General features: G+C 50.1%; 25 protein-coding genes. 3 read left to right on the top strand and 22 right to left on the bottom strand.

Annotated elements, in window-relative coordinates; all coding sequences use genetic code 11:
• Nucleotides 1-99: 99 nt before the first annotated feature.
• From hscB to cysE, 7 genes are all read right to left on the bottom strand, one after another.
• Entirely contained in the window at nucleotides 100-723 is a 624-nt protein-coding gene (gene hscB / locus V5T57_RS04935; RefSeq protein ID WP_332890053.1) for a Fe-S protein assembly co-chaperone HscB, read from the bottom strand.
• An 80-nt stretch (nucleotides 724-803) separates the two neighbouring features.
• On the bottom strand, nucleotides 804-1,145 hold the full coding sequence (locus V5T57_RS04930) for a HesB/IscA family protein (RefSeq protein WP_332890052.1): 342 nt from the start codon (nucleotides 1,143-1,145) through the stop codon (nucleotides 804-806).
• A 2-nt stretch (nucleotides 1,146-1,147) separates the two neighbouring features.
• Nucleotides 1,148-1,540: a Fe-S cluster assembly scaffold IscU gene (gene iscU / locus V5T57_RS04925; protein WP_332890051.1), complete on the bottom strand. Its 393-nt coding sequence runs from the start codon at nucleotides 1,538-1,540 to the stop codon at nucleotides 1,148-1,150.
• A 121-nt stretch (nucleotides 1,541-1,661) separates the two neighbouring features.
• Complete coding sequence (locus V5T57_RS04920) at nucleotides 1,662-2,873, bottom strand: IscS subfamily cysteine desulfurase (protein ID WP_332890050.1); 1,212 nt, start codon at nucleotides 2,871-2,873, stop codon at nucleotides 1,662-1,664.
• Between the two features lie 130 nt (nucleotides 2,874-3,003).
• Complete coding sequence (locus V5T57_RS04915; protein ID WP_332890049.1) at nucleotides 3,004-4,155, bottom strand: cysteine desulfurase family protein; 1,152 nt, start codon at nucleotides 4,153-4,155, stop codon at nucleotides 3,004-3,006.
• Nucleotides 4,152-4,625 carry a Fe-S cluster assembly transcriptional regulator IscR gene (iscR, locus tag V5T57_RS04910; protein ID WP_332890048.1) on the bottom strand — a complete coding sequence of 158 codons (474 nt, stop codon included), beginning with the start codon at nucleotides 4,623-4,625 and terminating at the stop codon, nucleotides 4,152-4,154. Before iscR ends, V5T57_RS04915 begins: the two co-directional genes overlap by 4 nt.
• Before the next feature lie 10 nt (nucleotides 4,626-4,635).
• The gene (cysE, locus tag V5T57_RS04905) at nucleotides 4,636-5,349 is read right to left on the bottom strand and encodes a serine O-acetyltransferase (RefSeq protein ID WP_332890047.1); all 714 of its coding nucleotides are present in this window, start codon (nucleotides 5,347-5,349) and stop codon (nucleotides 4,636-4,638) included.
• A 471-nt stretch (nucleotides 5,350-5,820) separates the two neighbouring features.
• On the opposite strand from cysE, the gene V5T57_RS04900 reads away from it, so the two are divergent.
• On the top strand, nucleotides 5,821-6,144 hold the full coding sequence (locus V5T57_RS04900; protein WP_332890046.1) for a hypothetical protein: 324 nt from the start codon (nucleotides 5,821-5,823) through the stop codon (nucleotides 6,142-6,144).
• Between the two features lie 614 nt (nucleotides 6,145-6,758).
• Here V5T57_RS04900 and V5T57_RS04895 read toward each other — a convergent pair.
• From V5T57_RS04895 to flgF, 13 genes are all read right to left on the bottom strand, one after another.
• Nucleotides 6,759-6,971, bottom strand: a complete 213-nt coding sequence (locus V5T57_RS04895) for a cold-shock protein (protein WP_332890045.1) — start codon at nucleotides 6,969-6,971, stop codon at nucleotides 6,759-6,761.
• Nucleotides 6,972-7,451: 480 nt separating this feature from the next.
• The gene (locus V5T57_RS04890) at nucleotides 7,452-7,664 is read right to left on the bottom strand and encodes a cold-shock protein (RefSeq protein ID WP_332890044.1); all 213 of its coding nucleotides are present in this window, start codon (nucleotides 7,662-7,664) and stop codon (nucleotides 7,452-7,454) included.
• Between the two features lie 388 nt (nucleotides 7,665-8,052).
• Entirely contained in the window at nucleotides 8,053-10,713 is a 2,661-nt protein-coding gene (locus V5T57_RS04885; protein ID WP_332890043.1) for a CHASE3 domain-containing protein, read from the bottom strand.
• 800 nt (nucleotides 10,714-11,513) lie between these two features.
• Nucleotides 11,514-11,918, bottom strand: a complete 405-nt coding sequence (locus V5T57_RS04880) for an acyl-CoA thioesterase (protein ID WP_332890042.1) — start codon at nucleotides 11,916-11,918, stop codon at nucleotides 11,514-11,516.
• A 140-nt stretch (nucleotides 11,919-12,058) separates the two neighbouring features.
• Nucleotides 12,059-12,292: a carbon storage regulator CsrA gene (csrA, locus tag V5T57_RS04875; RefSeq protein ID WP_011714646.1), complete on the bottom strand. Its 234-nt coding sequence runs from the start codon at nucleotides 12,290-12,292 to the stop codon at nucleotides 12,059-12,061.
• 163 nt (nucleotides 12,293-12,455) lie between these two features.
• Complete coding sequence (locus tag V5T57_RS04870; RefSeq protein WP_332890040.1) at nucleotides 12,456-12,962, bottom strand: flagellar protein FlgN; 507 nt, start codon at nucleotides 12,960-12,962, stop codon at nucleotides 12,456-12,458.
• 119 nt (nucleotides 12,963-13,081) lie between these two features.
• Nucleotides 13,082-13,399, bottom strand: coding sequence for a flagellar biosynthesis anti-sigma factor FlgM (gene flgM, locus V5T57_RS04865; protein ID WP_332890039.1), 318 nt, complete (start codon nucleotides 13,397-13,399; stop codon nucleotides 13,082-13,084).
• Nucleotides 13,400-13,569: 170 nt separating this feature from the next.
• A complete protein-coding gene (locus V5T57_RS04860; protein ID WP_332890038.1) occupies nucleotides 13,570-14,049 on the bottom strand; it encodes a rod-binding protein in 480 nt (159 codons plus the stop codon).
• Entirely contained in the window at nucleotides 14,049-15,188 is a 1,140-nt protein-coding gene (locus tag V5T57_RS04855) for a flagellar basal body P-ring protein FlgI (RefSeq protein WP_332890037.1), read from the bottom strand. Before V5T57_RS04855 ends, V5T57_RS04860 begins: the two co-directional genes overlap by 1 nt.
• A 277-nt stretch (nucleotides 15,189-15,465) precedes the next feature.
• Nucleotides 15,466-16,164, bottom strand: a complete 699-nt coding sequence (locus tag V5T57_RS04850; protein WP_332890036.1) for a flagellar basal body L-ring protein FlgH — start codon at nucleotides 16,162-16,164, stop codon at nucleotides 15,466-15,468.
• Nucleotides 16,165-16,219: 55 nt separating this feature from the next.
• Complete coding sequence (gene flgA, locus V5T57_RS04845) at nucleotides 16,220-16,933, bottom strand: flagellar basal body P-ring formation chaperone FlgA (protein WP_332890035.1); 714 nt, start codon at nucleotides 16,931-16,933, stop codon at nucleotides 16,220-16,222.
• Between the two features lie 80 nt (nucleotides 16,934-17,013).
• Entirely contained in the window at nucleotides 17,014-17,805 is a 792-nt protein-coding gene (flgG, locus tag V5T57_RS04840; protein ID WP_332890034.1) for a flagellar basal-body rod protein FlgG, read from the bottom strand.
• Nucleotides 17,806-17,882: 77 nt separating this feature from the next.
• Nucleotides 17,883-18,692 (bottom strand): flagellar basal-body rod protein FlgF, encoded by an 810-nt coding sequence (gene flgF / locus V5T57_RS04835; RefSeq protein ID WP_332890033.1) that lies wholly within the window; start codon nucleotides 18,690-18,692, stop codon nucleotides 17,883-17,885.
• 322 nt (nucleotides 18,693-19,014) lie between these two features.
• Between flgF and mazG the strand changes: the two genes are divergently transcribed.
• Entirely contained in the window at nucleotides 19,015-19,848 is an 834-nt protein-coding gene (mazG, locus tag V5T57_RS04830) for a nucleoside triphosphate pyrophosphohydrolase (protein ID WP_332890032.1), read from the top strand.
• Between the two features lie 147 nt (nucleotides 19,849-19,995).
• Nucleotides 19,996-20,337 (top strand): STAS domain-containing protein, encoded by a 342-nt coding sequence (locus tag V5T57_RS04825; protein ID WP_332890031.1) that lies wholly within the window; start codon nucleotides 19,996-19,998, stop codon nucleotides 20,335-20,337.
• Between the two features lie 265 nt (nucleotides 20,338-20,602).
• Here V5T57_RS04825 and V5T57_RS04820 read toward each other — a convergent pair whose 3' ends face one another.
• Both V5T57_RS04820 and V5T57_RS04815 read right to left on the bottom strand, forming a co-directional pair.
• The gene (locus V5T57_RS04820) at nucleotides 20,603-22,609 is read right to left on the bottom strand and encodes a methyl-accepting chemotaxis protein (RefSeq protein ID WP_332890030.1); all 2,007 of its coding nucleotides are present in this window, start codon (nucleotides 22,607-22,609) and stop codon (nucleotides 20,603-20,605) included.
• 460 nt (nucleotides 22,610-23,069) lie between these two features.
• Nucleotides 23,070-23,630, bottom strand: a complete 561-nt coding sequence (locus V5T57_RS04815; protein ID WP_332890029.1) for an invasion associated locus B family protein — start codon at nucleotides 23,628-23,630, stop codon at nucleotides 23,070-23,072.
• Nucleotides 23,631-23,771: the final 141 nt, after the last annotated feature.

Below are 23,771 nucleotides of genomic sequence, written 5' to 3'. Positions count from 1 at the left end.
TGCCCCAGGCGCCTCCCCTTTTGAACGGTGGGGAGATTTTTCTATCAGCCGTGGGTTTAACCAACCTTTGAAGAAAACACCGGTTTGAATGATCGCCTGTTAAAAAAGCCGCTCTTCAAAGCGATCGACCTCTTCCAAAAACTTGGTGTGGTAGCGCAACCGGTCAATGTGGCGGGCAATGACAACCATCCAGTCAGCATCACCATCCTGTTTGGCAAAGGCGCTGGTTAGATCTGAGATTTCATCACCCGCCAAACGGCCGACCTCATCCTTTAACGCTTCTAGCCGATCCCAGACGTCATCCGCTTCATCATCTAAATCTTCCAACTGCTCACGAAGCTCCATCACCTCCATAAGAAACATGGGGTCTTGGCTGCCCCCACTCTCGGTGGTTGCTTCACCACCCAGTACATCCAACAGATAGATGGCCCGCTGCAGAGGGCTTTTTAAGATCTGCTGAGCTTCATTTAAACGGGTCGCATACTCCATGGCAAAGCGCCGAGCTGTATCCGCCTGTACCGCAAACTTATCGGGGTGAAATTGCTGCTGAAGCCGCAGACATGCAGCTTCCAACGCCTGCAAATCGACCTCATAACCTTGCGGAAGCCCCAGAAACTCAAATAGATTCTCATTCGGCTTTGGCGGCTGAATGGCCGCACACGTTGGACAAAAAGCAGTTCCATCAACAGGCCCTTTGCAAGACCAACAGGCATGCGCAGACATAAGCTAACCTTTTACCAAAAACCACGGAAAAGGGGTGTGAAGAGAGACCTCACACCCCCTTGATCCCATACAAACCGAAATCAGACCTTAAAGGACTCACCACACCCACAACGACTGGTCTCTTTGGGGTTGGTAAAGGTAAAACCGGACTTAAAGTTCTCGGTCACATAGTCCATTTGGGTCCCACCCATATAGAGCAAGGATTTGCTGTCTACCACCACCCGTACACCGTGGGCTTCGTAAACACTATCCCCCTCTTCCACATCATCCGCATACTCCAGCTTATAGCTAAAACCGGAACAGCCAGATGTACCGACACCAATTCGAACGGCGGCCTCAGGAGTACCACGGCCATCCAACATTTTTTGAACTTGGGCCGCGGCTTTTTCAGTAATGGATACGCCTTGGGGTTGCTCACTCATGATCAGCCCTCCTTATTGTCCTGCTTGTCACGATAATCCTTAACCGCTGCTTTAATGGCATCTTCTGCCAAAACAGAGCAGTGTACCTTAACGGGAGGAAGAGCCAACTCTTCTGCCACATCTTTGTTCTTGATGGTTAGAGCCTCATCAATGGTTTTACCCTTGATCCACTCTGTGACCAGAGAGGAGGAAGCGATCGCAGAGCCGCAGCCAAAGGTTTTAAACTTGGCATCCTCAATCACCCCTTCATCATCCACCTTAATCTGCAGCTTCATGACGTCGCCGCAGGAGGGTGCACCCACCATACCGGTCCCCACATCTTCCGCATTTTTATCCATGCTGCCCACATTGCGGGGTTTTTCGTAATGGTCCAGCACCTTCTCGTTATATGCCATGATGTTCTCTCCAGTATGTTCAAAGCCTATACAAGGCTGTTCTATTAAGTGTGATCCCGCAAACGTGCCTAGGTTCGCCCTATCCCAGGGCCTATGTACCCAGACCTAACCGATCTGCGGATCAGTGATCGGCCCACTTGATGGTGGAAAGGTCCACACCATCCTGTACCATCTCCCACAAGGGAGACATCTCACGCAGTTTATCCACCGCACCACTCACAATGTCGATAACAGCATCGACCTCTTGCTCCGTGGTAAAGCGGCCAAGACCAAAACGGATAGAGGTGTGGGCCATTTCATCATTCAAGCCAAGAGCACGCAGAACATAGCTAGGCTCTAAAGAGGCTGAGGTACAGGCAGAACCCGACGAGACCGCCACATCTTTAATGGCCATCATCATAGACTCCCCCTCAACATACTCAAAAGAGATGTTCAGGTTACCTGCGACCCGATGATCCAATGATCCATTGGTTTTTACATGGGTCATTTTGGCTTCCAGGGTGGTACGCAGTTTTTCACGCAGCTTCAAAACCCGAGCCTCTTCTACCGCCATCTCTTCGGTGGCCAGACGACACGCCTCACCCAAACCCACAATCAGAGGGGTCGAGAGCGTCCCGGAGCGCATACCCCGCTCATGCCCACCACCATGGATGATGGCATTGACCCGAACACGTGGACGGCGACGAACATACAGTGCCCCAATGCCCTTAGGCCCATAAATTTTGTGGCCAGAGATCGAGAGCAGGTCAATGTTCATCTCATTCACATCCAGGGGCATTTTGCCTACACCCTGGGCAGCATCGCAGTGAAAGAAGATCTTTTTAGCCCGACACATGGCACCAATTTGAGCCAGAGGCTGGATGACACCAATCTCATTATTGACCGCCATAATAGAGACAATAATGGTCTTATCGGTCATGGCCGCTTCCAGCTCCGCCATATCGACCAAACCATCCTCTTTAACCGGCAGGTAGGTGATCTCAAAGCCTTCTTGCTCCAGGTACCGACAGGTATCCAGTACAGCTTTGTGCTCCGTCACCGGCGTGATGATGTGGTTACCCTTATCTTTATAAAACTTCGCCACACCAGCGATGGCCAAATTGTCAGACTCCGTCGCCCCAGAGGTGAAAATAATCTCACGGGGGTCGGCGCCAATACTGGTGGCAACCTGTTTGCGGGCATTTTCTACCGCGTCATCGGCTTCCCAACCATAGGGGTGGGAGCGAGAGGCCGGGTTACCAAATTTTTCGACAAACCACGGGGTCATAGCCTCAAACACACGAGGATCCATGGGGGTTGTGGCTTGATAATCCATATAGATGGGCTTGCTCATCGGTACATCCTTACAATCCAAAACCGCAGCTTTTATGCACATACGGTTGGTTATGATTTTGCGTTGATGGCGTTGATACGCCCCACACAGGGGTCCATCCCCTGCTCCCACCGGGAGACTCCCCGGCTGATTAAACCAACATACCCGCCATACTCTTGAGTTGACTGACGCTGCGAACCAGCATCTGGGTAAAGCGGTTGATCTCATCTTGCTGACTACCGGCACCTAACGTAACCCGTATGGCACCTTTGGCTGCATCTTCATCCACCCCCATAGCCTTGAGCACATGGGAAGGTTCGGTACGGCCAGAACTACAAGCACTACCACTGCTCACAGCAAAACCAGCCAGATCCAGCTGCATCACCAAGGTCTCCCCATCAATACCAGGAAACCCCATCAAGCTGGTGTTGGCCAAACGTTCAGCCTGAGCACCATAAACCACCATCTCGGGTAGCTGCTCTATGAGCATGTGCTCCATATTGTCCCGCAGAGATTGCAAGCGCTCAGCCTGGGGTACCATCTCACGCATCGCCAGTTCCGCCGCATGCCCTAAGCCAACAATACCTGTCAGGTTCTCTGTCCCTGAGCGGCGTCCCCGCTCCTGTCCACCACCAAGCAGTTGTGGCTGAGGGGCGAGCGCCGCATCCATCACTAAGGCACCGACTCCTTTGGGTCCACCGAACTTATGTGCGGACAGGCTTACCAAATCCATAGGGGTCGTGGCCATATCCAGGGCATATTTACCAACCCACTGCACAGCATCGGTATGAAACAACACACCTTGGGCCTTACAAAGCGCGGCCATATCAACCACCGGCAGCATGACCCCTGTCTCATTATTGGCCGCCATAACTGAGACCAACCGAGTGTCGCGCCTTAACGCGGCTTGCAATTGGGCGGTATGGATAGAGCCCTGTTCATCCGGTTGCAGTCTTGTCACCTGCATACCACGTGCTTCAAGTACATCCACCACCCGACCAACAGCCGGATGTTCCATGGCTGTGGTGATCACATGGCCGGAAAAATCAAACTTAGCCGCCATACCCAGCAGCGCTAGATTACTGGCCTCTGTACCACCACTGGTAAAATGTACCTGACTAAAATGTACGTTCAGTAGTTGAGCAACCTGCCTGCGGGCACGGTCCAAACCTTCTCGCGCAGCCCGTCCGGGCCCATGTACGGAGGAAGGGTTACCAGCCTTTTCAGTAAAGTACGGGAGCATTGCTTCCAGCACTTCAGGGCGGGTTGGTGTTGTGGCGTTGTAATCCAAATAAACGCTCAACGTGAACCCCGCATCACCATTTCGGAGGATTCCACTTCATCTTGAGCCAACAAGGCCAAGGCTGATCCATCCTGAACCAGCTGGGCCAGAGAGACTGACTCCAAATAGTGGTAGATATGCTCACCCAGTCGCGCCCAAAGGTCGTGGGTAATACAGCGGGTATCTCGCCGACACCCTTCCTTGCCTTTATCTTTGCATGAGGTCGCCTGTATCGGTTCATCCACCGCCCGAATAATGGCGGCCACAGATATCTTTTCCGGGGTCATCTCCAAACGATACCCCCCACCAGGACCTCGGATACTTCCAACCAACCCACCACGCCGCAACTTGGCAAACAGCTGCTCCAGGTAGGAAAGAGAGATCTCCTGCCGGTTTGAAATTTCTGCCAGCGCTACTGGCCCCTCTTCGGTGTGTTGGGCCAAATCTAACATGGCCGTCACCGCATATCGTCCCCGCGTAGTTAAACGCATACCCCCCCCCTCAAGCCCGCTTTTTTGCTGGCTGCTGATCAACATCCTGAGCTTCCATCGCCTTCTTTTCATCTTCTAAGACATGAAGACGGCGCTCCATTTGATGCATCTGCTCCAGAACACAGGTTACGGCTTTAGCAACAGGATCTGGCATTTGCCCATCCACACCGTAGGAGGGAAAAGCGTGTGTTTGATCGGCCGAAGCCTCTTTTTTTGCCCGCACTTCCCGACCTGGAATACCCACCACCGTGGTATTGACCGGCACATCCTTAACCACCACAGCATTGGAACCAACACGGGCACCTTCATGCAACGTAATAGGCCCCAATACTTTGGCCCCGGCGCCAACCACCACCCCCTCTTTCAAGGTTGGATGGCGTTTGCCCTTATTCCAGGTTGTTCCACCCAATGTGACACCATGGTAGAGGGTGCAGTTATCATGGATCTCACATGTTTCACCAATGACAACACCCATGCCATGATCGATAAAAAAGCCTTTTCCAATTCTAGCCCCGGGATGAATTTCAATCCCTGTCAGGACCCGTCCCACGTGGGAGACAAAGCGCGCAGCCAGCTTAAAGTTCCACTGCCACAGCTTGTGGGAGAAACGATAAGCGATCATGGCATGCACGCCCGGATAGCATAGAATAATCTCCAGCACATTACGGGCAGCCGGGTCTCGATCAAAAATAACGGCTATATCATCACGTATGGTTTTGAACATGGACCACCCGGTTTATGCAGTAGTTGATAAAAACAGTCAACTTTACAATCGTAGCAACACCTAATCCAGCACAGTTGCGGTACCCATTCTAAATACCCTACTAGCTTTGTCAACTATTTTATTAAGGGACGCTAATATTGATATTGAATGGGCAGGATTCTTCTAAAACATGGTGTTGCACCCTACTCAATTGAGATCCACAAAGATAGTGCGCAACCTTTTACCCCCACCTTCACACCGATTTTATGAACAGCTTTGCACAAATTAAGCAGTTGCAATCCCACCTCTGGCCGTTCTAAGGTGGTTAACAAGATGTCTGAAGGTGCTCTTAATATGTTTGACCTCAGACAACACTGGCCGGTTTCAATCCGGCATGACAATCTTGATCGCGACGTCAGGATTGGGCCGACACCCAAGCCACCCCACACGGCGAAGGCAACGGCTAATGATGAAGTTGAGAGGAGAAGCGCCATGGCCAGCAAAGGCCCCATTGACCAGATCCTCAACGGAACCTCCACCTCCAACCCTTTTAACATGGAGCCTAAAGCCCCTGTTATGGAGCGTGAAGAACCCTCACCGGATGCTATGGCAGGCGGAGCCATGCATAACGGACGTGTTAGTGAGTATCCCTGGATTGGTCCCTTTGGCTTACTCGGCTTTCCCAAGTCTGAGCAGGAAGAAGGCTCTACCCATAAGCAGATCATAACCAAGGCCAAGAGTGCGCGGAAACGCAGCTCTGAGAGCATGGAACCCATGACCCTGGTACGTAACCACGAGGTAGATCAAATTCTTTGATCCTACTTTTGTCACCATAAAAAAAGGGGAAGGCGTAACAGCCCTCCCCTTTTTTTATCGCCAACCCCCACCAGACCCACCCCCCCACAAACACGCCTACCCACCACCTAACCAAACCCCTAACAGAAACACCACCACAAGGCCCCTCAACCGCACCGCAACGCACCACCAAGAGAGAAACCCTAAATCCTCCAGAAAACAAGCCCACCCACGGCACACGCCCCTTAAAACGGAAGCACAACAACCGGCCAAAGTAAAAAATAGATGTCGTAAAGCTAAAAAGATTGAAATCAGGATTAAGGCAGCGACGAACCAGCAAGCCAACATCCGCAGACCCGCACACAGCACAACAGGCTGCATGAAGCCAAACACCCAGAGAAAGAGCGCGGAATAGACGAATATAAAGAGGAAGAGACAACAAACCGCTAAACAGAGTGTAAGCAGACCACCTACTACAGCGAACACCCACTGCAGCGCCAGACTAAAAAGGAGGGGATGCCAACACTCTAGCAAAGCGCCAGGTGAGAGACGCTCTTTGCAGCACACCAAAATTGAGACATAAAAAAACCGCCCCAGAAGGGCGGTCTTTTTGTCAAACTATCTTGCGGCGTTGCTTAGAGAGCAACAACGTTCTCGCAAGCAGCCCCTTTTTGGCCGGCCACGACGGTGAATTCCACCTTCTGACCTTCGCTCAGGGACTTGAAGCCTGTGGCGTTGATGGCTGAATGGTGAACAAAGGCGTCGCCTTTACCATTTTCGCGCTCTACAAAGCCAAAGCCTTTAGTGTCGTTGAACCATTTTACGGTACCGGTTTCGCGTTCTGACATGATGATACTCCTTCACAAACTTTCCATAGGGTCTTGGCGCAATGATGAAGCGTTTACCGCCAGTGATCCAAAGCTGCGACGGACGTTACATCTGAGAACTTAATGATCCAAAAGATCCTAAGCTAACAGCGAAACCCGTGTGCAGTTAATCGCGTGGGTAATGTGCTAACAAAACAGCATCCAAACTAATTGGGACCTAATAATAGAGAGCTTACCGAAAAAGACAACCCAAAACTTTTCGATATCGAAAAAAGCAAGTTTCATCACCACCCTTAGCAACACAACCTACTGTAATAGCAGACTATTGAACAACATATAAATTAGCATATATTACACAAAAATCACCGTATTATCTCACCAGATCACCTAACTACCCACAAAATTCTACCCCCTTTGGTTAGAGATAAAATCATTAAAAAAGGCTGCCCTTGTGTAAAAAAGGACAGCCTCTTCATTTTTTGCGTTAAAAATGGTGTGGGTTTAGATCACCACCACATTTTCACACGCTACCCCTTTTTGACCATCTACCACGGAAAATTCAACTTTTTGACCTTCTTGCAGAGAACGGAAGCCCGTTGCACTGATGGCAGAGTGATGAACAAATGCATCACCTTTACCGCCATCACGTTCAATAAAGCCAAAACCCTTGGTGTCGTTAAACCATTTCACCGTACCGGTTTCACGTTCAGCCATCAATCATACCCCTACATTAACCGTTAGCAAATCATCTGGTGCTATCGATGAGGCCATGCCAGCGGAGATCCTACACTGCAAGCTCAAGTCATCCATCCCCCCACTCAAATGAAGTGAAGGTACTAAAGAACAAACGCCAAAAACAGGCAGTCAATCAGCGTGGAACAAGATCTTCAAAACAGCATCCAAATATCCTTAAAACCAGTTAGACACAGCCTTTCATGGATTTCAACAAAAAAAACACCCCGCCCTACGGATCCCAGCCAAGAAGAAACCAGCAGACAAAAAGAGAGGGGACTGGCCAAAGCCAACCCCCTCTCTATTCATCCCATGTAGCACCCACCCTCTAGTGCGGACCACTTCACCTGTACAGAGGCGTTACAACGCTTTAGAAGCGCTGATAGTCCGCATCATCATCCCCACGGTCATCCAAGCGGATTTCCACCCCTTCAGATGGCACTGCGGCCACAGGCTCTGCTTTAGGTGCTGCCGCTTTTGGTCTTGGTGCCGCACTAATTTGCTTGGGGGCTGCCCGGCCCACCGCACGGCTAGCCACCTGCTGGCCTGGCGAAACCTGCCCGCCGGGCATTCTGAAAAAGCCTACGGTATCTAACAATTGATTAGCCTGGCCCGTTAACTCAACAGCGTTGGCAGACATCTCTTCTGCGGTACCGGCATTTTGCTGAATAACCACATCCAACTGTTGGATCGCCCGGTTGATCTGATCCACACCCTGGTTTTGCTCCATAGAAGCAGAGGTGATCTCAGAAACAAGCTCTGCGGTTCTTTGAATATCCGGAACAAGCTTATTGATAATGGTGCCTGCCCGCTCAGAGACCTCGACAGAAGAAGAGGATAGTTGAGAAATTTCACTGGCAGCCGTCTGGGAGCGTTCCGCCAGTTTACGTACCTCTGCAGCCACCACAGCAAAACCTTTACCATGCTCACCAGCCCGTGCGGCCTCAATGGCGGCATTAAGGGCCAGAAGGTTGGTTTGGCGGGCGATCTCTTCAATGATCGAGATTTTATCCGCAATCTCTTTCATAGCGGTAACAGCTTGCTCAACCGCGGCACCCCCCTCTCGGGCATCTTGTGAAGCTTGCTCAGCAATGGCTTGGGTCTGCTGCGCATTTTCTGAGTTCTGTGCAATATTACTGGCCATCTGCTCCATGGCGGAGGAGGTCTCTTCCACGCTGGCTGCGGCCTCAGAAGCACCTTGGGAGAGAGTATCTGAGGAGGCGGACATCTCCTGGCTACCATTGCCAACATTATCCGATGCACCCTGAACCTGCCCAACAATATGGCGAAGCCGCTCGACCATATTCTTAACAGCCAGGAAGATACCCGCGGCCTCACCGGCTTGATCCAGACGAATGGTTAGATCACCCTCGGCAACCCGGCGGGTCAGCTCGGCAATCTCAGGTGGCTCACCGCCCACTTGACGCAGGACGTTGCGGCTAATGTACCAAGCGATGGCAATACTAACTAAAACCGCAATAAGAATAGCCAAATAGATGGTATTAAACGTATTGGAGACCGTGGCCTCATTCGTCGCTTTACGTTTACCCATCAAAGCGGCTTCTTCTGACTGAAACTCCCCCATAATGCCACGGAATTTATCAAAATAGACCTTACCCCGTGCCTCAGCCACCAGATCTGCCATGTCATCCATGGTTTTGGCACTACCTATGCGGCGGCGTAGTGCAATGGTCGGTTCAGTCACCTCTTTTTTCCAGGTGGTAATGGTCTGTTGCATCTCTGTAAGCAAACCAACCTGGGCCGGGTTATCACTGACGGTTTGCTTCATGGAAGCCACCAGGGTCATAAACTGATCGCCACCCTTTGTGTAAGGGGCCAGAAAATCCTCTTTACCTGCCAGCAAGTAACCACGCATACCTGTCTCCATATCCACAGCGGAGGCCAGGATATGATTGGCTTGCGAGATTACTTTATAGGTATGGGTTACCCATGCTTCATTCTCTTGCATGGTCTTAAGCTTTTCAGCAATCTGCGTACGGATCGCCACCGCCTCATTTTGCCGCTTTTCCATCAAGCCACGTTCAATCTCTCTAAACTCGGCCATGGTGCCACGGAAGGCATCAAAAAAAGCTTTACCCTTTTTCTTTGAAACATAGGCATCAACTTGTGCCAGCGTTGCCCCACCTGAACGAACCTGCTTGCGCAGCTCCAAAACCGGCTTGACCACCTGATTGTTCCAATCTGTGATCAACTGTTGCGCTTTTCTTAACCGGGCAACTTGAGGCGGGTTGTCACTCACAGTCTGCTGTAAGGACTGTATATCTTTATCAAATCCCGTTTGGCCAGCATGGTACGGCTCCAGAAAATCCTCTTCACCCGCGACCAGAAAACCACGCATACCGGTTTCCATATCCACCGCATGGGCCACAATGGTAGCCGACTGAGCTAAAACCGCATGGGTATGGGAAACCCACTTGGAGGTTTGATTAACCTTTTCAATATTGGCGTTAACTGCACTTTGTGCCTTGGCAAAATCAGCACGCCTTTTCTCCAACAAGGTCATCTCCCGTTGAATAAAGGTCCCAATCTGCCCACGGAACTTATCAAAGAAGACCTTGCCACGGGCCTCTCCCACCAGCTTGGCCATATCATTCATGGTCTCAGCATCACCAATTTGGCGTCGCAGGCCAATGGTGGGCTCAGTCACATCTTTTTGCCAAGCTTTCAGGGTACTCTCTACCTCACGTAAACGTCCAACTTGAGTGGGGTTATCATTCACCACCTGCTGCAGCTTACGGATCTCTGCATAGGTACTTGTTTCACCTGTTTTATAAGGATCTAAAAAGACTTCTTTACCGGCCAGCAAGTAGCCACGCATACCGGTCTCCATATCCACAGCTGAGGAGACGATTGTCGAAGACTCAGAGAGCACATTATAGGTATGTTCCACCCACTTGTTGGTTTGTGAAATCTTATTGATACTGGTAATGGCCACAAGCCCCAGTACCAGCAATAAAAGAACCGGCACCGCCATACCTACCAGAATTTTCCCACGCAACCCGAGATTCATGATTTCACCCTTCTAAACCGTTGATGCCACACCACCAAACCCCATCCCTCATCCCAAATCTAATGGGAGCCCCTTTTTAACAAAGGGTAACCAATCTACAATCTAGAATACTCATTCCTGCAAAAGCTGCAATCAAAAGACTACATATTAGGTATAAAAGCACATAAAACAGCGATTGATATACCACAATCACATCATACTGATATTCTAATAATTAGATTCATCCCATGTAATGCTTAATTTTGGCCAAAGTAAAACCAACCTTCAATATTATCAAGCCATCCGATCCTCTAACAACACGCCGCCATTCATACAGAGTCTACTGACCATGAAGGGATCTTACTTAACACACGTTAACAAGATGTTTTTACTCAAGCTTATTTTATAAAAAGGGCATGACCAACCTACACGACAAACCACTTATATCAAAAGAACAAAACAGCGTGCACTGAGTTTCAATCTATTTCTCTTAAAATACGAGAACAATCACCCACAGCTTCAAAGCGAGTATGACCTTAACAAGATCACCAATCATACGACTCTAACGCTCAAGTCTCTTCCCCCGCCCAACAACAACAGTCTGTTATTTGTAATGTAAATCTAAAAAGGCTGTGGATATTATTTATTAACTGAACATTATATAAACTCTAGTTATTCATGAATTCATCGACTTTAGATCTTATAAAATTACATAAGACGAGCACTCATAATGTCCATTGTTCATCGCCAGCCCACCAGCCAAGACGTGCTCACAGCGAAGAGCCCCCTTGAACGATCAGAGCACACAAAAGCCCCATTGCTTAACACCCTGTAGATTGATGGGGGTCCAACGCGGGGATAGGCGTTGGTTTACCATCATCATCCAAAGCCACAAACTTAAAATGCGCTTGTGTTACTTTAACGCGTTCACCAATACGATCCCGACGTGCCCAGGCCTCCACCAAAATGGTCATAGAAGTACGCCCCACAGAGACAACCTGGGTATAGACACACAACACATCCCCAACTTGAACAGGCTGGATAAAGCTCATGGCATCCACCGCCACCGTTACAACCCGTCGCATGGCACGTTGCCCCGCACAAATACCTGCGGCCAGATCCATTTGGGACATGACCCACCCCCCAAAAATATCACCAGAAGGGTTGGTATCTGAAGGCATGGCCAAGGTGCGAATGGTAACTTCACTGGGTTTTTCAGCTGACATGATACAATCTCCGCTGGTCAATCTGATCCTTAGAACACATTAAAAAATACGACATGCTTTTTTCAGTATGACATTCAGACCCCAAACAAAAAAGCCGCTCCTATGCAAGGAACGGCTTTTGGATACAAACTGACGGTTTTTTACTTTTGCGAGAGCAAGCGTGAAGCTTGATCTAAGGTTTCTTCCGCCGTACGACGGTTGGCCTTACGGGTTTCACGGCGGATACGGTCGTAAATTTCTTCACGATGCACCTCCACATCCCGGGGCGCATCGATACCGATACGAACCTGGTTCCCCTTAATGCCCAGCAGGGTGATCTTAATATCATCCCCGATGTGCAGACTCTCTCCGACTCTCCGTGTCAAAATCAGCATAACCTACGTTCCTCTAGGTCTTGTATGTGTTGGGACCTGTGGCAGCAGGGCCCAAACGTACCGCATGGTGCGGTCTCGTTCCCCTTGGGGTTGACCCCCCAGGGATCGAAACGGGGGGGCTCTTCCTGAACCACCCCAAAAAGATGCTCAAAGCATCAAAAACTTATAACTGCTTAGACAAAAAGCTTGTTGCACCCGTAGAGGCCTGTTGGCGGGTACCACTACGATCATAGCTACCATTACCACCATGCAGAATATTCAAAATACTATCCGTGGCAGCTTGCACACCACGGAACGCAGCTTGATTCATGCGGTTGGCATGTTCCACGGCAAACAGTGTTGCACGCAGTCGGTTACGGGCTTTACGTAAGGGGCGCGCATCATCGGTATCCAGACGGCTGGTCAGCTGATCCCATTTGGCACCCCGAGCTGGCATACCCAGGTTTTGGGCCAAATTACCGGTGAAGTGTTGACGGCGAACTTCAATCACCCGCGCATCTTCCAATGCCTGGCCGATGGTGGCAGAAGTGTTCTCCATCTCTTCAATATCCCGACGGCTCAGGGCATCACGCTCCCGCTCAAACAGGCCCAGCACCTTCTGGAAATGTTCATTCAGTTCATCCATCACCCCAATAAGAGCACTGGTATGTTCTTGCATGGTCGCTTGCATGGCTAAAACTCCTGGTCAATGACGCAACAGAGGGTAAAAACCCTGCTGTCAAAGGTGTGCATCCATTGCACCCCTCTGGTGATTTTTCAAACGGTATGGCTGGCAGGCCTATACCGATCTTATAAAGACTGCTTACGCTCCATCAGCACCTGACGCAGCATTTTATCGGCTACATCCAAGCTGGAGACGTTATAGGTACCGGAAGCCAGTGCTTCTTTAATGGGCTGCACAAGCTCCATCCGTAGTTCAGGGGAACTTTGTACCGCTTCCCCAGCTTGACCGGCAATTCGCGCCCCTTCTGAAAGCGCAACATCATCACGGCCACGGCTGGAACCAGCTTTGGATGAGCGACCCTTGCCCACACTGCTCTCCGCACCAACCCGGTTATTACCGGTGATACGCTCCAGCTTACCTGAACCCAACCCTTTGATTCTCATGGGTGTCCACTCCATTGACGTTCCCCGTGCCCGCTCTGGGCGCTGGCACGATGCTGGCGCAAGGTGCCTTTATGAACAGATCTGGGATTTGATACCATCACAGATCCCATTCTCTTTAATATCGACTCACCGAAGGGAGTACCGTTTTATTTTGCATAACCCGCGCCAACTTATCGTTGACGGTTCTCCTGGGCTTGCATGGCAGCCTGTTGGGCTTTTAGCGCCTCTAAAGATGGATTGATCGCACCACCTGGGCGCCCACCTGGACGACGGGTTAGCTGCTCATAAATGGCCTCTTTTAGACCCAAGCCCCCGTTGCCTTTACTGGCCACGTCTGCATATTCCTGATCCAACATATCTCGGAAAATCTTTTCGCCATTACTTTTGCGCATTAAACCGCCATCACCAAAATCAGGCACCGTCTTGCGCATTGATCCCAGCAGCTGTTTGATAAACATCGCTTCAAAGTTGGCTGCTGCTTTACGCAGTGTTTTCTCTTCACGCGGTGAAAGCTGAACTTGGTTTTTGTTGCGATTGGCACCTGCAATAGCGGGGTTGTTGCTCCGGCCAGAGGTACTATGCCGTACCTGACCACCCGCCATTTGCTGCATCATGACACCTTGGGCATTGGTGGGAAGAAAACCGGTCATCACATGGTCTCCAGGTCAGCTTGCAAGGCACCTGATGCTTTGATCGCCTGTAGAATGGCAATCAAATCACGCGGGGTGACCCCCAGGTTATTCAGCCCTTTGACCAGATCGCCCAGGGTAACCCCCTCTTCCATCTCAATGAGACGGGCATCTTGCTCCGTGGCTTCAACATTCCGCTGGTTGACCACCGCTGTTTCACCACCTGCCAGCGCATTAGGCTGGCTCACCTGGGGTTCGTCGGTAATACGAATACTTAAAGAACCATGAGAGAGCGCAACGGTTGAAACCCGCACATTCTCCCCCATAACAATGGTTCCAGTACGCTCGTTCACCACCACACGGGCCCGGGTGTCTACTTCCACCTCAGCCGCTTCCAGGCGAGAGATAAACTCCACCACACGACCGCGATAAGAGGCCGGTACCTGAACTTTGACTGTACCGGAGTCCGTTGCGCGGGCCAAAGGCTCACCAAACAGACTATTGATGGCACGCACAACCCGATTGGCTGTGGTGAAATCATGATTATTTAAGGATAGTTGCAGATTATTTTCGCGGGCCAGATTAAACCGAACTTCCCGTTCAACCGTTGCCCCACCAGAGATACGTGCAACCGTGGGGTGGTTTTTCTGCACATTGCCCCCCCCACCACCGGCGGAGAAGCCCCCAACCGACACAGGCCCTTGGGCCACCGCATAAATACGGCCATCGGCTGCACGCAGAGGTGTCATCACCAACGTGCCGCCTTCCAGGCTTTTCGCATCCCCCAAAGAAGAGAGCGTTACATCCAACTTATTACCCTGACGGGCAAAAGGTGGAAGCGTTGCCGTAACCACGACAGCCGCCACGTTTTTGACTTTGGGCAGCGTATTCATACTAATACCCATACGCTGCAACATCTGTTGCATAGATTGCTGGGTAAAAGCAGCACTGGAGTCGCCGGTGCCATTTAAACCAACCAGCAAACCGTAGCCGTTCAAGGGGTTATCACGCACCCCTTCAATCGCCACGATATCTTTTAGCCGGGCCGCTTCGGCAGGCGCAGTGCTTAACATTGCCCCCATACCCATGGCCACCGACAGTGCCAGAACGGTAAATCGACCCAGTCGACCGGCCCCTCTGCGTTCAGCGCGCATCTTCATGATCTAGTCGCCTTCGCTACAAGTTACTCAAGACATTGACGCCCAATCCATGAGCGTGTATGGAACGATGCAATCAGAAGGCCAATTGGATAAAAGAAGAGAAGAAAGGCGTAGAAGAAAAAAAATCCCGGATCTCAGGGGAGAGACCCGGGTCAGACTGGACACTGACGAATCAACGCTAGCTTCACCATAAGCCAGCAACAACGGGAACTTGCTCGGCATCATCCAATGGGTCTGGGGCGGCCTATTGACCTTTCCCCAATCACCATTCTTTTGTTTAGATGATGCGGAAATTGGTAAAGAATCGGTTCAACCAACTGGGCTTTTGCTGATCATCCAGCGCACCGTCACCGGAGTAGTCGATGCGGGCGTCGGCAATTTGTGCCGAACTCACCGAGTTATTGTTGGCGATATCCTCAGGGCGAATAATCCCCGAGAGGATAATGAACTGGTTCTCATGGTTAACGGTAATATCCCGACGCCCCTCAATACGCAGATTGCCATTGGCCATAACTTCCGTCACTTGGCAGGTAATGGTCGCCGTAAATGTACTGTTACGAGAAGTGGTACCTTCACCGGTATGGTCATGATTACCGGTCATGGTGTTGCTATCCACAAACTTGGACAACCCACCGGATTGAAGGGCCGAGGTCAAACCAAACAGACCACCTAACGCCACTTCACTTTCTGCTTCACGCTTAAGCTCTGTTTTGGCACTCTTTTGCGCAGATGAGGTTTCTGCCACATTCACCGTGATCAAATCCCCCACAAAACGGGCTTTGGAGTCGGTAAATAAGGTATTGCGGCCGCCACTGTTCCAGAGGGATCCCTTATTGGGGTTCATCAACTCCGGGGGTTGAGCCTTAATGATCGCTTGCGGTGTTGCGGGGCGCTGGGTTGCACGGGTCATACCGCAACCTGAGAGAAGCGCCAGGGCCACAGCCCCCAAGATCATCGTTTGCACATTCTTACGCATGGAAACCACTCCTGTTTCATCTGGGCTTGTCGCAAGCCCCATCCAACTCCGTGGATTATAAACCTTCCGCTTGGACATGCCCCGGTGCCATCACACGGGCCAAGAAGCGTTTATTACTACTAAGATTACGTACGGTTATGGCATCCCCTACCCGGCCATCTTTTACTGCAACGCCGGTGGTTCGAATGGTCAACCCACCTGTTTTAAACAGCACCCGCACCCGCTCACCACGCTCAACCGCAATGGGTTCGGCAAACCAAGCAGCTTTTAAGGGAATGTCTGCACGCAGCGGACGAACCGCAGCCTTATTAACCACTTCCCGCACATCAGCCACATAGTTAAAGCCTTCACGGCTTACCAGCTTGGTCTTCCAGGCGATATCCCGCATGGAGACAACATCACCACGCTTCACGGGGCGCTTGAGCACAGCCACGGTCACGTTTTTACGAATCACCACGACAGCATCGACAACCGCCTGAGGGTTGCCGTCAACCAGTACCGTTACCGGTAGGGATTGACGACCAGGCCGGTCATCCAGGCTCAACGCATCCAACTGCAAATCCACATCGCCATCAGGCAGACGCAGGTTGCGCGGAAAGTAGAGGTTACGGCTTTCCAAAGAGGGGTGGTGCAGACGCAAAAGCTCCTGCAACTTCAACCCAGCCTCACGAGCCATCTCATAACGAGAGAGCACTTGGGCAGCTGCCACCTGGGACCATAACAGGCCCATGAGTAGTAGCATCAGGGTGATGGTGCGTTGGCTTTTCATCTGTCGCCTCCTCCTTCCTGGATTGGCTTTTACAACCACGGTCCCTGATACCGGGACCGTGGGTTACTCAGTTACCGTACTTATCGCTTCATGCTGGCAACTTTGCCCAGCATATCGTCTGCGGTCTGGACGGTTTTGGAGTTAATCTCGTAGGCCCGCTGGGAGGCGATCATATTGACCATTTCCTCAACCATATTGACGTTGGAGAGCTCCAAGTACTGCTGCTGTACTGTGCCTAAACCATCTTCACCCGCAGTACCCACAACCGGTGCACCGGATGCACCAGATTCGGTGTAGAGGTTACGGCCAATGGCATTCAAACCGGCTGGGTTAATAAACTGAGCCAACTGGATCTGACCAACCTCGGTCAGGTCAGCTTGATCAGGTGTCTTAACGGCCACGGTGCCATCTGGCCCCACCGCAACGTTGGTGGCGTTCTGGGGCAGTGTCAAACCTGGGTCCAACACATAACCGTCAGCTGTGACGATCTGGCCACTGTTATCGAGTTTAAAGGTTCCGTCCCGTGAGTAAGCGGTAGAACCATCGGGCATTTGGATCTGGAAAAAGCCCTTACCTTCAATAGCCATATCCAGTTCATTACCGGTCTGAACATAGTCACCTTGGGTGAACATTTTGCTCACAGAGACGGTTCGTACACCATGGCCCAGCTGAATACCCACTGGAACCTGATTACCGGATTGGGAGGTCGCGGCACCCGCTGCTCGCATGTTCTGATAGAGCAGATCCTGAAAATCAGCCCGTGAACGTTTAAAACCCGCGGTATTGGTGTTGGCCAAGTTGTTTGCAATCACATCAATATTGGTCTGCTGTGCTTGCATACCTGTGGCGGAGGTCCAGAGTGCGCGAATCATGGTGTCGACTCCTGTGAATCGTATCTTTTATGCTCGGCCTACAAGGCCAAACCCGTTGTCTTTATGAAACCTGGGGCTTAACCCTGTAGGCGACCGATGCGGTTAACCGCTTGATCATCCAGGTTATCCAGGTTTTGAATCATTTTAATATGCATCTCATAGGCCCGTTGTGCTTCGATCATCTGCGTCATGGCGCGGATGGGGTTGCTATTGGAGCCCTCTAAAAAACCCTGATGCAGCTGAGCTTGATTACCCTCAACCGGTATTTCCAACTCCTGGGGCGCCTTATACTGGTTCTGCCCCACTTTATCCAACTGGTTAGGTGGCAACATCACACGGGCAATGGATCCGACCTCTTCCCCATTACTGGTCACAAAACCATCGGCTGCGATCACCACCGGGCCGTCACCCACTACAACGGGTTCACCGCCAGGCCCCACCACTTGATATCCATCCTTACTAACCAGCTCACCCACACTGTTCACTTCAAAGGAACCATCACGGGTGTAGCGGCGTCCATCCGGGCCATTCAAGACAAAAAAGCCTTCACCCTCAATGGCTGCATGCAGAGGATTACCAGTTGCTTGCAAAGAGCCTTGTTCCAAATTTACCTCTGTTTCAAACGCAACCGGATAGGTCATGCGGTAAGCGTTAGAAGCAGGGTTGCTAAAAGGAAATGGCACATCACCAGGACCACGCAAACCCATAAAATCATCCGTGGGTAACGGATGCAGCTCAGGACCTGGAGAGGTCATAAAGGATTCAAAGGTGAGTTTCTCCCCTTTAAAGCCGGTGGTATTAACGTTTGCCAGATTATTGGCCAGTGTGGAAAGACGTAACTCTGTACGCCTTGCCCCGTTAACCGCTGCATAAACACCACTATCCATGTTCTGAAGCCCTCTTCCTTGGGTTTGCACCGTCAATGGTGCCGGTTGTCCCATTCAAAGCAACCGCTGTGCCACTATCGACACACACCTTTTATTGCTTTTATTTTCATCATCTTACAAAACAACAACCTGCCAAAACAGTGTTGCGTGCCCGGGGTATTTTTTTCCGCTCACCCACCCTAAATCTCTTGGCAGGTAAAAAGTGCCCAACCAGCAACCATTGCTCATGCCCCCTAAACGGGCTACAACTGCCGCAATGCTTGCGCACATACCTCATAGACCTGTGCACCCTATCCTCTGCCGCAAAAAATGGACCGAAATCATGTCCTCCAAAATTCCTGACCCCAAGCAACCTGCCTCACCAGCTGCCCAAGCCTTTAGCGCCTTGGAAAAACTGATGCAACAACTGCGTGCCCCGGATGGCTGTCCATGGGATCGGGATCAAAGCTTTAAAACCCTTCTACCCTATACAGTCGAAGAGGTTTATGAAGTACTACATGCTGTAGAGACCAACGATGATCAGGAGCTTAAAAAAGAGCTGGGCGACCTGCTTTTTCATATTGTCTTCTACAGCCAGATTGCCGCTGAAGAAAACCGCTTTACACTGGAGCAGGTGGTCAGTTCCGTCTTTGAAAAGATGGTCCACCGTCATCCTCATGTCTTTGGTGATGAGCATTTGGCCAGTGCGGATGATGTTGCCGCCAACTGGGAAGATCTAAAAAAGCGTGAACGTGAAGCCCGAGGGGAAGAGAGTACCGACCACTCTGTCTTTGCCGGTCTATCCAACAAACTGCCAGCTTTGCTATGGGCTAAGAAGGTACAGGACAAAATGGCCAAAGTCGGATTTGACTGGCCTGATACCGATGGCATTTTGGATAAAATCCGTGAAGAGATTGATGAGTTGGCTGAAGCTCGGGCAGAGGGTGACCGCGACGGTCAAAAGGAAGAGCTGGGTGATCTGTTATTTGCATTGGTTAATTTGGCGCGGCGCTTGGATATTGAACCAGAAACCGCACTAAGAGCAAGCACCCATAAGGTAGAGGGGCGGTTCCGGTACATTGAAGATCAACTACAGCACAAACAGCAATCTGTAGAACAGGCCGATCTTGACACTATGGAAGCCCTATGGCAGGAAGCCAAAAAATTAGGTCAATAACGCCCTTAAAAAGAGTCGCATTTTACATAAAAAATCACGCTCTATCACATGGTATTCTGGTTATATTTCACCTAGGATGAGCCTGCATCTAGAGATAAAAAGGTCGTTATTTAATATTTTGAACCACCCTAATTATGGAATTTTACCATGCACGCTTTAACTTCAACACAAGACTATGAGCTTGTTGTCACTGAGCAAGAGATCGCCATAACCCCTAAGGCACCACCCAATTTCAACACCAGCACCAACTATTTAGGTTTAGCCCACCAGATACCAGAACACCTTAAGGTGACCGTGGACTGCTCAAATTTTGGTTATATTGACAGTACAGGCATCGGCACTTTAATCATGTTCCGTCAGGAGCTTAAACAGAAGGCGTGTCCCATTACACTTCGCAACCTAGCCCCTGCCGTTAAACAAGTGTTCAAAGTCGCCAATATGCATATGCTGTTTCATATCGTGGATGAATCATCTTTAGAGCAGGAATGATGACAGAAGAACCAATAAGCAACCGCAAACGCGGTCATCTATGGTATGCCATAGCCATGGGGGTGGTACTCGCAAGTGGTGTAGGAGTGCTCCTGAACCAGCTTACTGTGATGCAACTCCTGCCCTTATGGGGGGTCGCTGCCATGATGTGGCTTGCAGGTTATAGCAAAGAGAAAAACAGCTGAAATCGATTGTAACTGTAGAATACCCACCCTCTGCCGCACCACAAACGCAGAACGGCAAAGGGTGTAAACGTCCAGCTCGACTAAACCCGATATTTACCAATCTGTTGACGCAGAGAGGTGGCAATGGAGTTTACACCGGAGGCTTTTTCATTAATTTGGTGTCCAATGACACTGATCTGACCAGAGGCTTGCTTGATCTCCTCAACCCGTGAAGCCAAGGCTTGTACCTCATCGACAGAACTGCCCATCTGCTCATTGGTCTTGTGGTTAGTCTCGGCAACATTGTTCACGTCGCCGGCCATTTGATCAATCCCCATGGAGGCTTGAGAAACGTTTCTGGTCACCTCTTCAATACCCAAAGAGATCTCACCCACATTCCGGTTAACCTCTTCAATACCTGAAGTAGATTCTGAAACGCGGCGCACAACCTCATTGGATTCACCAGAGACGGCATCCATGGTTTCTACCAACTGATCCAAAGCATCGGTCTGCCCTTCAATAGCAGCCAAAATCTCGCCATTGGCTTCATTAAGGGATCCGATGGCACCCGTCACATGGTTCATCACATCGCCGACGGTTTGGGTTTCATTTTGAATTTCTTCAATATGCTTGGAGATCATGCGGGTTGCGTCTGAGGTTTGACTGGCCAGCTCTTTAACCTCATTGGCCACCACGGCAAACCCTTTACCCGCCTCACCAGCGCCAGCCGCTTCAATGGCTGCATTCAACGCCAGCATATTGGTTTGGCCCGCAATATTATTAATAACAGAGACCACGTTGCCAATTTCCCGTGCTGCGGTGGTCAGATCAGAGACAACCACAGAACTACGCTCAGCCTCTTCTCTGGCTTGCTGGGCTTCACTGGATGCCGCGACACACTGCTGGCGGATCTCGGCCAGTGCTTTATCCATCATACTCACAGCACTGCCAGCCTCTGTTAAGCTATCCCCACTTCGTGCTGCAGCTTCACGAACATAGCTCATACCCGTGGTGGCTTGTTCAGAGGCAGCTGCGACGGCACTAAGGTTGGCACTGGCTTGCTCAGTTGCGGCCGATACCTGCACCATGTTGCTACTGGCTTCATCCGCAGAAATGGTGACGCTGCCCAAAGAACCTGAGACCTCTTTAGCCTGCTTACAGATCAGATTAAGATCACCATGGATACGGCCATAGCTATGGTCCATCTGAGTTGTTTGGGAAGACATCTGGTCAGCGCTTGCCGCGAGCCCAATGGAGACCGACTCCAGATCTGTGGCATTTCGATCCAGTTGCTGCGCACTCTCACCCAGCTGAGTAAACATCTCCTGCAACCCACCCACCATCCGGGAAAAAGCGCGTGAAAGGCGGCCTAACTCATTTCTACATTGGGGCAGTTCAATGCGTAGATCCCCCTCTGCAATTGAGTTGGCAACATTGATGAGCCCTTCTAAAGGAACAATAATACTACGCGCCAAAAACCAGGATAAAAGTAACAGTGCAACGGAAACCCCAGCAAGACCAAGGGAGAATGTCATCATGGCAGATAAGAAGAAGGCATCTACATCATCCAAATAGACACCACTACCGATCACCCAACCCCATGGTTTAAAGGCTTTAACGTAGGATATTTTATCTACAGGCTGATCAAAGTTGGGTTTAGGCCACTGATAGGGAACAAAACCGGGCTCTTTTTTAGCCTGAGTCACAAAGTCCTTAAAAAGAAAGATGCCGTTAGGATCTTTGGCACCGCTTAGATTTTTACCGTTAAGCTTGGGTTTGATGGGATGCGCAACCATCACCGCATCCATATCGTTAATCCAAAGATAGTTATTATCGTCAAAGCGGATGGCATTAACGGCATCGATGGATAACTTTTTTGCATGTGCCTGATCGAACTCTCCGCGCTGAGCTCGATCATAAAAACTGGCAACTTGAGCGTAAAGACTCTCAACCTGCCCTTGCACAATAGCCTTACGATCATCCAGCAACATGCTACGTTGAGATACAATGGCAAACAGACCCATAACAGTCATGGCCACCAGAGCAATACTGATGAGAAACCATAATCGGGCACGGATGGAGAATCGGCGTAAAAAAAGTTGGATCATTGTATGGGCTCAATGTTGGGACAAACCAGAACCTACCTTGACCAGTACTTAAGGCATCTATCTCATAAAGAAGAGATACCACTGACACAAAAAGTGGGCACAGGACGAGTTTTTAGAGTTTTCAGGCATGACATTCTATTCAAATATAAGCAGATATCAATGAAGAAATAGATATGTAACGTTTTGGAAGCATGCACCAAAACACATACAAACCCGGATAAACTTGATTTCTAATTACTTTTATTTTTCAGATCTAGTTAAGTTTTTGGTTTTTTATGTTCGTATAATTACATTCATTCATAAACAGCACTTATGCAGCCTATCCATCCACTTATATCTGTCGCAAAAAAAATGCATTCCCTCCTGCATAAATGACACCCAGAAGAGCAAAAACTAACCTAAGCACAAAAAAAGCACCCGCATAAGGGGTGCTTTTTTTTCTATGCTTAACCACAGAGTCCTAGCGGATAGCCTTATTGAGTGCTTGCATACCTTTGGAAAAACCTTTGAGGGGGAAAGGCATATTCACAGCCCTTTTGGTAAACATCAGTACGGTTATTTTGCCCTCAACACCTTTTTTAAAGGCTTGTTCAATTTTCTCATCCCACGGCATCACAACATGACAGCCATCGGGTAAACAGTGCGTAATGGGCAAGCGCCATTTCCAGGTTTTATTGGTATCAACCGTTAAATGGTTGGGGGCCATCAAGTGCACACCCAGGGGCATGGCCATTCTCATAATTCTTCGGCCATCTGGACGATGAATAATCGCAATGGCAAAAATACGCTTTTGCGTTTCAGGATCTTTACCAACAATTCTGAGCATGCATAATTTTTTTGCCGCTTTGTTCGTCTTTGCACACTCCAATTGCCAAGCACCAAATTTTTGCACCGCAGCGGGAGCAGAAGTGGCGGGTTTACTACCTGAACTGGCTGGCAGATCACTCATACGTTGAGCATGAAGTGAGGCTGGAGAAACCGCCATAGCCAACAGCATAAACAGGAAAAAATAGATAGGCATGGTAGACTCAACAAAAAAGTGGGACAGAAGCAGACCGATACTGAATGCTACTTTGGCATATCCCGCTACCTTTGTAGAGGGCTTGCGCACCCCGGCATACAAAAATCCGCAACGATAGATCTCACCGGAAGATCCTTAGAC

This window comes from Magnetococcus sp. PR-3 (assembly GCF_036689865.1).
Taxonomy (GTDB): domain Bacteria; phylum Pseudomonadota; class Magnetococcia; order Magnetococcales; family Magnetococcaceae; genus Magnetococcus.
Note: the sequence above shows the minus strand (reverse complement) of the source record. Positions and strands in the feature narration are given on the sequence as shown.